The organism is Variovorax paradoxus (assembly GCF_000834655.1).
In the GTDB taxonomy this organism is placed as follows: domain Bacteria; phylum Pseudomonadota; class Gammaproteobacteria; order Burkholderiales; family Burkholderiaceae_C; genus Variovorax; species Variovorax paradoxus_F.
Genome location: NZ_JXQQ01000054.1, coordinates 18,924 through 31,801 on the forward strand (window position 1 = coordinate 18,924; position 12,878 = coordinate 31,801).

The following is a 12,878-nucleotide window of genomic DNA, read 5'->3' on the forward strand; positions in this document are numbered from 1 at the left end:
CGGTGAGGGGACGCGGCCATTATCGAGCGCGCTTCACCAGGACTGCGAGGGACGCTCCGCCGCGAGCCGCGTCATGTGCGAGGCAATCTCCCCCGGCGTGGTGAACCATATCTCGCCGCGGTCGCGCGCACGCGCCAAGTGCGCGAGCGCCGTTCGCAGGTGGCGCAGCCGGTAGGGCTGGCCCACGATGTAGGGGTGCAGCGCGAGGCCCATCACCAGCGGCTGCGCGCGTGACTGGTCCAGCATTTCGTCGAAGTTGTCGACCACCATCGCGCTGAAGTCCTTCGCGTCCATCAGGCGGCCCACGATCATCGGAATGTCGTTGAGCTCCTGTGGATACGGCACCGACCAGATCGCGCCGCCGCCGCGGGTGCGCATGCGCACCGGCTGGTCGTCGTGGCACCAGTTGAGCGTGTAGCCGTAGCCGGTCTCGGCCAGCAGGTCGGGCGTGACGGCGCTCTCGGAGATCCACGGCGACAGCCACCCCGCGGGCGCCGTGTCGCTCTCGCGCAGCATGCGCTCGCGGCAGCGCAGCAGCAGCGCTCGCTCGTGCGGCTCGTCGAGCGCGCCCTGGCGTTCCGCGTTGCTGTGGCCGTGTCCGATGAGTTCGTCGCCGCGCGCCACGCAGGCCTGCACCAGTTCCGGGCAGTGGTCGTACAGCGCGGTGTTGATCAGGGCGCCGGTCGGCAGCCCCAGCGCATCGAACAGTTCCAGGCAGCGCCAAGCGCCCACGCGGTTGCCGTATTCGCGCCAGCCGTGGTTGAGCACGTCGGGCTGCGGCGAGGCCGGGCCGATGCAGGCGCCCATGCCGTCGCCGAAGGCGAAGTGTTCGATGTTGAAGCCCAGGTACACCGCCAGCCGCGCGCCGTTCGGCCACGCGTAGTCGGGGCGCCGGGTGATCGCCCGGTAGTCGAAGCGATCGTGCGAGGGCAGCAGTTCGGGCCAGCGCGTGGTCATGCGGCGGCCCTCAGAGCACGGCGAGTCCGGCGCGCACCAGCAGCCACTCGGCGCTGTCGTTCCACACGTCCATCTGCACGATGAGCCCGTGGCTCACCACGTAGCGGTCGACGTAGCGGTTACCTTCGAAGGCCGTGCCGTCGGGCCACGCGCCGTAGAGCGTGCCCAGGCTGTAGACCACGGTGGCCTCGGGTGTGCCGCCGGCCACTGTTTCGGTGCGCTCGATCTTCTTCTTCACCCATGCATAGCGCTTTGCATTGAAGGCCGAGGTGTCGCCGGGCGCATGCATCTCGCGGTTGCCGGTGAAGCGGATGCGGATGCCCGGCGCGGTATGGCGCGAGGCCGATTGCGGGTCGGGAATCATCACCAGCCGAAGGAACTCGTCGACCACGGCGGCGGGGTCGGACAGGGTGGGGGTGTCTGGGGTAAAGGGCGTATTCATCAGGTTCTCCATCTGTGGGCCATTGCGGTGCACGGCAAAGGGAATGGCTGGAGATGCAGCAATTCCTGTGCCGAATCGTCGACGTTGTTTCCATTGGATTGTCGACAATTTGAAGCAGCAATTGTCAACTTGGCATGCCGCTTGCATCCCGGGACGGGCAGCCGCTTCGGCGCATGTCGATGCACCTCATTGGGTGCGCTACCCGTTGTCCACCTGTTTCCAGGAGTCCGCCATGACCCAGCTTGCCCCCCGCTTTTCTCACCTGACCCGCCGCGCCCTGTGCCTGGCCGCGGCCGCCACCTGCCTTGCGGCGGGCAGCGCCTTCGCTGCCGATCCGATCAAGATCGGCCTGGTCACCGCCTTGTCGGGCCAGTCGGCGCTGGCCGGCGAATCCATCTCTCGCGGGCTCACCGTGGCCATCGACGAGATCAACGCCAAGGGCGGCCTGCTCGGCGGGCGCAAGCTCGAGCTGGTGCGCCGCGATGACGAAGCCAACCCCGCCAAGGGCGTGGTGGCCGCGCGCGAACTGATCTTCAAGGAGAAGGTGGCGGTGCTCTTCGGCGGGCTCGACACGCCGGTGTCGATGGCCATCGTGCCGGTCGCCAACCAGGAGAAGACGCCCTTCATGGGCCCCTGGGCCGCGGGCACGCCGATCACGAAGAACGGCGCCAACCCCAACTACGCCTTCCGCGTGTCCGCGGTCGACGAGATCGTCAACGTGGGCATGCTCGACTACGCGCAGAAGAACTTCAAGTCGAGCAAGTTCGGCATGATCCTGGTCAACAACCCCTGGGGCGAATCGAACGAGAAGGGCCTGCACGCCGCGCTCGCCGCCAAGGGCCTGAAGGCGGTGGGCGTGGAGAAGTTCGACGGCAACGACGTCGACGTGGTGCCGCAGCTCACGCGCCTGAAAGCCGCGGGCGCCGACACGCTCTTCATGGTCGGCAACGTCGGCCCCTCGGCGCAGGTGGTGAAGTCGCTCGACCGCATGGGCTGGCAGGTGCCGATCGTGTCGCATTGGGGTCCGGCCGGCGGCCGCTTCACCGAACTGGCCGGCCCGAACGGCAAGAACGTGCACTTCGTGCAGACCTACAGCTTCTTCGGCAAGCAGTCGCCGGTCGGCGAGAAGGTGATCGCCGCGCTGAAGGCCAAGTACCCGGCCATCAAGGGCCCGGACGACATCACGCCGGCCGTGGGCGTGGCCAACGCCTACGACGGCATGCAGCTCGCCGCGCTGGCCATCGCGGCGGCCGGCTCGACCGACGGCGATGCGGTGCGCCAGGGCTTCTACAAGATCGGCAAGTACGAAGGCCTCATCAAGACCTACGACAAGCCCTTCTCGCCCGCCGTGCACGACGCCGTGACCGCCAACGACTACGTGTGGGCGCAGTTCATCGACAACCGCATCCTGCCGGTGGGCATGGTCGCGGCCAAGTAAGAAAAGAAGAGGACCGCGCGCAATGCTGCTTTCCGCATGGATCAGCGGGTTGGGGCTGGGGAGCATGTACGGGCTGATCGCCCTGGGCTTCTACGTCACCTACGCCGTTTCGGGCACCGTCAACTTCGCGCAGGGCAGCGCGATGATGCTGGGCGCGGTCTTCACCTTCTGGTTCGCGCAGACGCTGGGCTGGCCGATGCCGCTGGCCGTCGTGCTGGCGCTGCTGCTGTGCGGCGTGTACGGGCTGTGGGTCGAGTTCGCGGCCGTCCGGCCCTTCGCCAGCCGCGGCTCGGAGGCCTGGTTGATGGCGACGGTGGCGCTGGGCATCGTGGTGGACAACCTCGTGATGTTCACCTTCGGCAAGGAGCCGCGCAGCCTGCCTTCGTCGCTCGCGGTCACGCCGCTGCAGCTGGGCGACATCGGGCTGGGCGTGTATCCGCTGCAGTTGATCATTCCGGTGGTGGGCCTTGCGTTGGCCGCCGGGCTGCACGTCTTGGCGCGCCGCACGCGCTGGGGCATCGGCATGCTCGCGGTGGTGCAGAACCCGTCGGCCGCGCGGCTCATGGGCATTCCGATCAGGCGCGCGGTGGCTGCCGCGTTCGCGCTGTCGGCGATGTTCGCCGGCGTGGCGGGCGTGCTGATCGCGCCGCTCTACAACGTGCAGGCGGACATGGGCACGCTCTTCGGGCTCAAGGCGTTCGCGGTCGCGATCCTCGGCGGCATCACCAGCGCCTGGGGCGTGATGGTGGCGGGCCTGCTGTTCGGCCTGGCCGAGGCGCTGGTCACCTCCACGCTGGGCTCCGGCTACACGCAGATCCTCACCTTCGGGCTGGTGATCGTGGTGCTGGCGTTGCGGCCGCAGGGACTCTTCGGCCGCGCAGCGGTGAAGAAGGTATGAGCGGCGTGCGCGGCATGCGCGGCATGCGCTGGACCTCGCTGGCAGCGTTGGTGGCGGCCATGGCGGCGGGCATTGCGCTCGCGGCCACGGTCAACGGCTACTACGTGTTCGTTCTCGCCAACGTGGCGCTGTTCGCCATCGTCGGCATCGGGCTCAATGTGCTGCTGGGCCTGACGGGGCAGATGTCGTTCGGCCATGTGGGCTTCTATGCCATCGGCGCGTATGCCGTGGCCATCCTGACAGGCAAGGCCGGCTGGAGCTTCTGGCTGGCGTGGCCCGTGGGCGCGCTCGTCGCGGGCGCCATGGGCGCCTTGCTGGCGCTGCCCGCCTTGCGCGCACGGGGGCCGTACCTGGCCATGATCACCATCGCCTTCGGCTTCATCGTCGAACACGCGATCGTCGAGGCGCGCGATCTCACCGGCGGACAGAACGGCATCATGGGCATCGCCGGTCCGTCGCTCGGTTCGTTCGCGCAGGGCGAGCGTGCGGCCGCGATGCTGGCCGTGCTCACGGCCGGCGTGGCGCTCGCGGGCTTCGCGATGCTCTCGCGCGGCGGCTGGGGCGCGGCGATGCGCGCGGTGCGCGACAGCGAAACGGCGGCCGAATCCATCGGGCTCGATCCGCTGCGCATCAAGACGGTGGCCTTCGCAGTTTCCGCGCTGTGCGCGGGCGCGGCGGGCGGGCTGTTCGCGCCGCTCTCGGGCTTCGTCACGCCGCACACCTTCGGCTTCGGGCAATCGATTCTCTTCGTGCTGGTCGTGATGATCGGCGGCGCGGGCTCGGTGGGCGGGCCGCTGGTGGGTGCGCTGGTGGTCGGGCTGCTGCCCGAAATGCTCGCGAGCCTGGAGGAATACCGGCTGCTCTTCTTCGGCCTGCTGCTGCTGGTCGTGCTGTGGGCGGCGCCGGACGGTGCGGCCGGGCTCTGGCGGCGCGCGGTCGCGCGGGTTCTGCCGCGCGCCGTGGCGTCGCCACCGCAGGGCGAGGGCGGAGGCGAGGGCCTGCCGCCGCGCGCACCCGGCGCGCCGATCCGCACCGACGGCCTCACGATGCAATTCGGCGGCGTGCGCGCGGTGAGCGACCTGGCCTTCGGCACGCAGGCCGGCGGCATCACCAGCCTGATCGGGCCGAACGGCGCCGGCAAGACCACGGTGCTCAACATGCTGAGCGGCTTCTACCGGCCCACGGGCGGCGGCTTTCGCCTCGGCGAGACGGCGTTGCAGGGGCTGCGTGCCTTCCGCATTGCACGCGCCGGCGTGGCGCGCACCTACCAGACCTCGCAGCTCTTCGGCAGCCTCAGCGTGGAAGACAACGTCGCGCTCGCCCTGGGGCGCGGCATGCTCGGGCCGCTGCTGGGCGCGCGGCGTTTCCGCTCGGCGGCAGCGCGTGCGCAGGCGCGGCAGCTCCTGGCCTTCTGCGGTTATGCGGGTTCGGCGCAAACGCCCGCGGCCGATCTAGCGCATGTGGACCGGCGCCTGGTCGAGATCGCCCGCGCCCTGGCCACCGGGCCGCAGGTGCTGCTGCTCGACGAGCCCGCCGCGGGCCTGTCGCGCGAAGACAAGGCGTCGCTCGCCGGCCTGCTGCAGCGCATCGCGCAAGCGGGCATCGGCGTGCTGCTGGTCGAGCACGACATGGAGCTGGTCATGGGCATCTCCGACCACTTGGTGGTGCTCGATGCGGGGCAGCGTCTTGCGGTCGGCGACGTGGCCGCGATCCAGTCGGACCCGGCGGTGCGAAAGGCCTACCTCGGCGAAGCGCTCACGGCGGACGATTCCTCGGCGAAGGCGCCGCGCCCGCCCTTGCCGGCGGACGCCCTCGAAGTGCTCGGCGTGGGCGCGCTGGTGGCGGGCTATGGCGCGGAGCCGGTGCTGCACGGCATCGACCTGCAGGTGCGCCGCGGCGAACTGGTGGCGCTGCTGGGGGCCAACGGCGCCGGCAAGTCCACGCTGATGCGCTCGCTCGCCGGGCTGCACCGGCCGGTGCGCGGCGGTATCCATCTGGACGGCACCGAGCTCGCGGGCCTGCCGGCCGAACGCATCGTCGCGCGCGGCCTGGTGCTGGTGCCCGAGGGCCGGCAGGTGTTTCCCGAGCTCAGCGTGCGCGACAACATCCGGCTCGGGGCCTTTCTCGACGGACGCGACATCGAGGTGCGCACCGAGGCGATGCTCGACCGATTCCCGCGCCTGCGCGAGCGGCTGCACCAGCGTGCCGGCCTGCTCTCGGGCGGCGAGCAGCAGATGCTGGCGATCGCGCGCGGGCTCATGTCCAGGCCGCGCGTGCTGCTGCTCGACGAGCCCTCGCTGGGACTGGCGCCCAAGATCATCGCCGAGCTGTTCGAGGCGCTGGCCGCACTGCGCACCGAAGGCTTGACGGTGGTGCTGGTCGACCAGATGGCGGCGCTGGCGCTGGCGCTGTGCGACCGAGCCTATGTAATCGAAGGCGGGCGCATCGTGGCACAGGGCAGCGCGGCCGAAATCGCCGCCGACGGCGCCCTCGCCAAGGCCTACCTCGGCGCGGCCTGAGCTCCTTGCGGGCGGTCGTGCGGCGCGCCCTGCGCCCGGCACAATCGCCCGATGTCATTTTTCAAGGACCTGAGCCTTTCGGCTTTCACCGCGGGCTTCGTCGCCGTGCTCGTGGGTTTCACGAGTTCGGTGGCCATCGTGTTCCAGGCCGCGCAGGCCTTCGGCGCCACGCCCGAGATGGCGGCCTCGTGGATGTGGGCGCTGGGCATCGGCATGGGGCTGGCCTCGGCGCTGCCTTCGCTCTGGTGGAAGAAGCCCGTGATGATCGCCTGGAGCACCCCGGGCGCGGCGGTGCTGGCGGTCGCGGGTGTGGGGCATGGCATGGGCGAGGCGGTGGGCGCGTTCATCGTCTGCGCGGTGCTGATCGTGCTGGTCGGCGCCACCGGCTGGTTCGAACGCGTGATGAACAGGATTCCGATGGCCATCGCCTCGGCGCTCCTGGCCGGCGTGCTGGCGCGCTTCGGCATCGCGGCCTTCGTCGCGGCGCAGACCGCCTTGCCGCTGGTGCTGCTGATGCTGGGCACCTACCTCGTCGGCAGGCGGCTGTTGCCGCGCTATGCGGTGCCGCTGACGCTGCTCGTGGCCATCGTGTTCGTGGCGGCGCGCGGGGAGCTCGCGTGGTCGTCGGTGCATTTCTCGCTGACCTGGCCGGTGTTCACGATGCCGGTCTTCAGCTGGCAGGCCGTCGTGAGCCTGGCGCTGCCGCTCTTCGTCGTGACCATGGCCTCGCAGAACCTGCCCGGCGTGGCGGCGATCCGCGCAAGCGGCTACAGCGACCTGCCGGTCAGCAAGCTCATCACCCTCACCGGCCTTGCGACGCTGGTGCTCGCGCCCTTCGGCGCCTTCGCGCTGAACCTGAGCGCGATCACGGCCGCCATGTGCATGGGCCGCGAAGCCCATGAAGACCCGGCGCGGCGCTACACCGCGGCCGTGAGCTGCGGTGCGATCTACGTGGTGATCGGGCTCTTCGGCGCGGCGGTCACGGGACTGCTCACCGCGTTTCCCAAGGAGCTGGTCGCGGCCATCGCGGGCCTCGCGCTGCTGGGCACCATCGGCGGCGGGCTCGCGGCCGCGGTGCGCGACGAATCGCACCGCGAGGCGGCGCTGATCACCTTCCTGGTGACGCTCTCGGGCGTGACGCTGGCGGGCATCGGCTCGGCCTTCTGGGGCGTGGTGGCCGGGGCGGTGGCGCTGGCCGTGCAGCAGGTGGGGCGAAGGCAAAAAGCCCCTGCCGGCAAGGAGATGGCCGCTTCCGGCAACATCGCCCCAGAAACCAACGTGGCCGCCGCACCCGGCGCCGGAAAGAACGTCCCGTGAAAAACATCCTCTTCGTCGCCGACCCGCTCGATCACTTCAAGATCTACAAGGACACCACCTTCTCGATGATGCGCGAGGCCCAGCGCCGCGGCCACCGCATCGCGGCGTGCCTGCCGCAGGACATCCAGTGGAAATCGGGCGGGCTGGTCACCGCCACGGTGCAGCAGATCACGCTGACGGGAGACGCGAAGGACTGGTACACCGTCGACATCACCGAATCGAAGGCGCTGAAGGACTTCGACGCGGTGCTGATGCGCAAGGACCCACCCTTCGACGCCGAGTACATCTATTCGACGCACCTCCTGCAGCAGGCCGAGCGCGAGGGCGCGCAGGTGGTCAACTCGCCGCGCGCGCTGCGCGACCATCCCGAGAAGCTCGCGATCATGGAGTTTCCGCAGTTCGTGACGCCCACGCTGGTCACGCGCAGCGCGCAGGCCGTGCGCGACTTCCACGCCGAGCACGGCGACATCATCCTCAAGCCGCTGGACGGCATGGGCGGCATGGGCATCTTCCGCGTGAAGCAGGACGCGCTGAACCTGGGCTCCATCGTCGAGACGCTCAACAAGGACGGCGCCGAGACCATCATGGTGCAGCGCTTCGTGCCCGAGGTCGTGCAGGGCGACAAGCGCATCCTGATCATTGCGGGCGAGCCGGCGCCCTTCGTGCTGGCGCGCATTCCGCAGGGCACCGAGGTGCGCGGCAATCTGGCCGCGGGCGGCAAGGGCGTGGCGCAGCCGCTGACCGCGCGCAACCGCGAGATCGCCGAGGCGATCGGCAAGGTGCTCGCGCCGCGCGGGCTGCTCCTGATCGGGCTCGATGTGATCGGCGACTCTGTCACCGAGATCAACGTGACCAGCCCGACCTGCTTTCAGGAAATCACCGAGCAGACCGGCTTCGACGTGCCGAAGATGTTCATCGACGCGCTGGAGAAAACGTTGCGTCCGGCCTGAGCACAGGCGCCGCCGCGCGGGCTTCGCGCTCGCGCCGCGCCTGCAGGCGCCGTGAGCGCAGCTTGCGCGCCCAGATGACGATGCCGGTGATCGACAGCATCGCCACCACCAGCCCCAGCGCCGACATCATGATGCGGCCCGGCATGCCCAGGATGCGACCGCCGTGCAGCGGCAATTGCAGCTGCGCGAACACATCGGCCGCCGTGCCGTGCCACGGCCGGTTGCTGCTGATGATGTGGCCGTCGCGTCCGTCCAGGTAGAGGTTCGACAGGCCCATGCCGTCGCTGTCGTCGTGCGTGGCGTGGTCGAAGAAAGAGATGTTGTAGAAGCCGCCGCGCGCGTTGTAGAACGCGCCGCCCAGCGGCGTCGTCCAGCCGCGGCGCCGGGCTTCGGCCTCGGCCTGCGCCACGATCTCGCGAAAGCCGATGGTGGGCTCGATGCGCGTGCCCAGCGGCGCGAGCGGCACCAGCGCCGACGGTCCGGGCGTGGTCTTGGAGACCAGCGAGAGCATCGGGTGGAACACCTCCTTGTAGAGGTTCAGCGAGAACGAGGTGAAGGCGACGACGATGATCAGCCCCCAGATCCACAGCCCGCCCGCGCGGTGCAGGTCGAAGTTGAGTTTGTAGCCGCCTGCGGCCCAGCGCACGGTCCACGCCGGCTTCCAGCGTTGCCACCAGGCGGCCGCGGGCCGGTGCGTCGGATGCACGGCCTGGCGCTGGCGGCGGGGCATCGTCAGGTAGAGCGCCACGAAGCTGTCGATGAGCCACACCAGCGCCACCGTGCCCATGATCCACCAGCCGATGCGGTCGGTGCCCCACATCGCCGGCACGTGCAGCATGTAGTGGAGCTTGCGCAGGAACGGCATCAGCGTCTCGGGCTTGAGCGAGATGGCGGTCGAGTCGCGGCGGCCGCGCACTTCGGCGGTGACCGGGTCGACGAACACCTGGTTGTAGCCGAGCTTGAAGGGCTTGCCCGTGGCCGGGTCGACGCGCGGCTGCACGAAGTAGCCGGCTGCGTGGCGTTCATGGAAGCCGAGCGGCATGTACGCGACCCGCGCGCGCGGGTCGTGCGCCTCGACCGCGGCGGCCAGCTCGAACGGGTCCTTGAAGGGGCCGCGGCTCTGCGTGTCGTAGAGCTTGCGGTTGAGCCAGCCGTCGATCTCGTGGTCCCACGAGATGACCGCGCCGGTCAGGCCCGAGACGATGAGGAACAGCGCGACCGCCAGGCCCGCCCAGCGGTGGATGGCGGTAGCGAACGCGCGCATCAGAAGTCGATGGTGCCGCTCACGGCGAAGGTGCGCGGTGCGCCCATCACCAGGTAGTTGGAGCCTTGCGTGCCGCCCACCGAGGCCCAGTACGACTTGTTGAACAGGTTGTCGATGCGCGCGCGCAGCGTGAGCGCACGGCCGTTGCCCAGGTCGACCAGGTAGCGCGCGCCGATGTCGAAGCGCGTCCAGCCCGGGATCTGCTGCGTGTTGGCGGCGTTGGCGTACTGCTTGGAGGTGTACAGGAGGCGCGCATTCAGCGACAGGTTGCGCACGCCCGGCACGTCCCACTCGGCGCCGAGGTTGGCCTGTTGCTTGGCCACGCCGATGGCGGTGAGGCCGTCGGTGATGCCGCCTTGCGTGTTCTTCTGCTTGGCGTCCAGCAGCGTCAGGCCGCCGAGCAGGCGCAGGCCCTTGGCCGGTTGCCCGAACACCGAGAACTCCAGGCCCTGGTTGCGCTGCTTGCCGTAGAGGCCGTAGCTCTGGCCCGAGTATTGGTAGACCGGCTGGTCGGTGGTGAAGAACGCCGCGCTCGCGCCCACCGTGCCGCCGTCGTACTTGACGCCGATTTCCTTCTGCTTGGCCTGGTACGGGGCGAACACCTCCCCGGCGTTGGTGACCGGGCGGTTGTTCACCGTGCCGGGCGCCACGTTGCCCTTGACGAGGGCTTCGATGTAGTTGGCGTAGGCCGACACGGTCGGCGTGATCTTGAACACGACGCCCGCCACCGGCGTGGTCTTGCTCTTGTCGTAGGCGCTCGATTCCTTGATCGTGTTGTAGGCGAAGCTGGTCTGCTTGATGGTCTGGCGGCGCGCGCCGAGCGTGACCAGCAGGCGGTCTTCCATGAAGGACATGGTGTCGGCGATGGCGATGCTCGAAGTGTCGATCTTGTCGGTCAGGCGCGGGTCTTCGAGCGTGTTGCCGGTGAAGCTGTTGGCGACCGGGTAGGGCGAGAAGAACGGTGCGTAGATGTTGTTGAGAACGGCGCCGCGCGAGATCGTGTACGCGTTGTCGCGGTCGTTGCTGTACGTGGCGGCCGAGGCCACCACCGTGTGCTTCACCGGGCCCGTGACGAAGTTGCCGCGCACGCCGATCTCGGCGGTGCCGATGCGGTCCTTGCGGGTGTTGCTGAAGCGCGTGTTGCTGGTGTTGCCGAACGAATTGACGAGGGTCGGGTTCGACAGCACGTTGTCTTCGTCGCTGCGGCGCACGCCGCCGGCGGCCCAGGCGGTGATGTTGTCGGTGATGTCGACTTCACCGCGGAAGGTGGCGAACTTGTCCTTTTCCTTGGAGTAGGTCCACGGCTGGGCGAAGTTGCTCTTCGCGTCGGGCGCGCGCGGGATCGGCAGCGTCGAGGAGGGCGTGAGGCTCGGGCGGCCGTCCTTCAGGTCGTAGTCCTGGTAGCCGAAGTCGGCCGACAGGCGCACGTTGCGGCTGTGCCAATCGAGGCCGACACCGAAGGCGCTGAGTTGCTGGCTCTCCTTGAAGATGCCGGTGCCGCCTTCGCGGCGCACGGCGTTCACGCGAACGCCCAGGCTGTCGTCGGGGCCGAAGCGGCGCGCCAGGTCGAGGTTCACGAAGCCCTGGCCGCCGCTCTGCACGCCGAAGCCGACGCGGGTAAGCGGCTCGTTGGGCGCGCGCTTGGGCAGCAGGTTGATCGCGCCGCCGATGCCGCTGCCGCCGGGTGCTGCGCCGTTCAGAAAGGTGTTGGCGCCGCGGAACACTTCCACGCGTTCGAAGAATTCGGAGGCGATGTACTGGCGCGGCAGCATGCCGTAGAGGCCGTTGTAGGAGACGTCGTCCGAATACACGGGGAAGCCGCGCACCACGTAGAGCTCCTGGAAGTTGCCGAAGCCGCGCGCCTGGCGCACCGACGGATCGTTGAGCAGCACGTCGGCCACGCTCTTGGCCTGCTGGTCCTGGATCAGTTCGTTGGTGTAGTTGGTGCTCGAGAACGGCGTGCTCATCATGTCCTGGTTGCCCAGGATGCCGACCCGTCCGCCACGCGCCACCTGGCCGCCGGCGAAGGGCTTGGTCAGGCCTTCGGCCGAGGCGTCGGCGCTGGCTTCGACCGTGATGGTGGCCAGGGAACCGCTCGGTGCGGCCTCGGCCGCGGGGGTCTGGGCCATCGCCGTCAGGGCATTGAAGGCGAGGAACGACGCGATCGCGGTCGGGCGAAGAGGGAAAAATGGAGCGGGCATGAAGGGTCTGGTGCGCAAATGAGAACCGTTATTATTCTCTCGCACAGCCCTGCCATCGATACTTTCTTGCAATGTTGCAAAAAAGTGTCAGAAAAAAGTCTTCGTCAAGCCTTCAGCGGGCCGATCGCTGCCCGTCCACGAACACATGCAGTTCGCCCGGCGCAAAGGGCGTCCATGTCTCGTTGGTGGTAAGCGGCGTGGTCACCACCACCGCCACGCGGTCGGTCGGCGTGGTGTGCTGGGCGAAATCGATCTCCAGGTCTTCGTCGGACAGCTGCGCCGTCACGAACGGATGCCGCCGCTCCACGTACCAGAGGTTGGTCGAGGCGTGCGCCCAGAGCGCCTGCCCGTTCGACAGCATGAAGTTGAAGGTGCCGTGGCTTGCGAGCTGCGGCGCGAGCTCGCGCAGCGTGAGCGTCAGCTCCTCGATGCTGGGCACGCCCGCGTGCGACTTCGCCAGTTCCTGCATCAGCCAGCAGAACGCGTGCTCGCTGTCGGTGTTGCCCACGGGATGGAAGTTGCCGTGCAGGCGCGGCCGGAAGTCCTTCAGGTCGCCGTTGTGCGCAAACACCCAGTAGCGCCCCCACAGCTCCCGCACGAAAGGATGGCAGTTCTGCAGGTTGACCTCGCCCTGCGTGGCCTTGCGGATGTGCGCGATGACGTTGCGGCTCTGGATCGGGTAGCGCCGGATCAGCTCCGCCACCGGCGATTCGCAGGCCGGCTGGTGATCGACGAAATGGCGCAGGCCCTGGTCCTCGAAGAACGCGATGCCCCAGCCGTCGGCGTGGTGGTCGGTGCGGCCACCGCGCTGCGCGAACCCCGTGAAGCTGAAGGTCACGTCGGTCGGCGTGTTGCAGTTCATCCCTAGCAATTGACACATGCAGGCGATTAG

The 12,878-nt window shown here is 69.0% G+C and carries 10 protein-coding genes; 5 read left to right on the forward strand and 5 right to left on the reverse strand.

All coding sequences use genetic code 11. From position 1 onward, the window contains the following. Positions 1-33: 33 nt before the first annotated feature. Entirely contained in the window at positions 34-957 is a 924-nt protein-coding gene (locus tag RT97_RS22055; RefSeq protein ID WP_042580968.1) for a polysaccharide deacetylase family protein, read from the reverse strand. A gap of 10 nt (positions 958-967) precedes the next feature. Further along, the gene (locus RT97_RS22060) at positions 968-1,399 is read right to left on the reverse strand and encodes a hypothetical protein (RefSeq protein ID WP_042580994.1); all 432 of its coding nucleotides are present in this window, start codon (positions 1,397-1,399) and stop codon (positions 968-970) included. Positions 1,400-1,631: 232 nt separating this feature from the next. Between RT97_RS22060 and RT97_RS22065 the strand changes: the two genes are divergently transcribed. The 5 genes from RT97_RS22065 to gshB are packed head-to-tail and all read left to right on the forward strand — an operon-like array spanning position 1,632 to position 8,521. Continuing rightward, positions 1,632-2,837, forward strand: a complete 1,206-nt coding sequence (locus RT97_RS22065; protein ID WP_042580969.1) for an ABC transporter substrate-binding protein — start codon at positions 1,632-1,634, stop codon at positions 2,835-2,837. Between the two features lie 22 nt (positions 2,838-2,859). Continuing rightward, positions 2,860-3,735 (forward strand): branched-chain amino acid ABC transporter permease, encoded by an 876-nt coding sequence (locus tag RT97_RS22070; RefSeq protein WP_042580970.1) that lies wholly within the window; start codon positions 2,860-2,862, stop codon positions 3,733-3,735. Then, positions 3,732-6,254, forward strand: coding sequence for a branched-chain amino acid ABC transporter ATP-binding protein/permease (locus RT97_RS22075; RefSeq protein WP_437184105.1), 2,523 nt, complete (start codon positions 3,732-3,734; stop codon positions 6,252-6,254). Before RT97_RS22070 ends, RT97_RS22075 begins: the two co-directional genes overlap by 4 nt. A gap of 51 nt (positions 6,255-6,305) precedes the next feature. Continuing rightward, positions 6,306-7,571 (forward strand): benzoate/H(+) symporter BenE family transporter, encoded by a 1,266-nt coding sequence (locus RT97_RS22080; protein WP_042580971.1) that lies wholly within the window; start codon positions 6,306-6,308, stop codon positions 7,569-7,571. Then, positions 7,568-8,521 (forward strand): glutathione synthase, encoded by a 954-nt coding sequence (gene gshB / locus RT97_RS22085; protein ID WP_042580972.1) that lies wholly within the window; start codon positions 7,568-7,570, stop codon positions 8,519-8,521. Before RT97_RS22080 ends, gshB begins: the two co-directional genes overlap by 4 nt. Here the strand turns inward: gshB and RT97_RS22090 are convergent. From RT97_RS22090 to RT97_RS22100, 3 genes are all read right to left on the reverse strand, one after another. After that, positions 8,484-9,785 (reverse strand): PepSY-associated TM helix domain-containing protein, encoded by a 1,302-nt coding sequence (locus RT97_RS22090; protein WP_042580973.1) that lies wholly within the window; start codon positions 9,783-9,785, stop codon positions 8,484-8,486. The two genes, gshB and RT97_RS22090, sit on opposite strands and share 38 nt — an antisense overlap. Then, positions 9,785-11,986: a TonB-dependent receptor gene (locus RT97_RS22095; RefSeq protein ID WP_042580974.1), complete on the reverse strand. Its 2,202-nt coding sequence runs from the start codon at positions 11,984-11,986 to the stop codon at positions 9,785-9,787. Before RT97_RS22095 ends, RT97_RS22090 begins: the two co-directional genes overlap by 1 nt. A gap of 112 nt (positions 11,987-12,098) precedes the next feature. Continuing rightward, positions 12,099-12,866: a class II glutamine amidotransferase gene (locus tag RT97_RS22100; protein WP_042580975.1), complete on the reverse strand. Its 768-nt coding sequence runs from the start codon at positions 12,864-12,866 to the stop codon at positions 12,099-12,101. Positions 12,867-12,878: the final 12 nt, after the last annotated feature.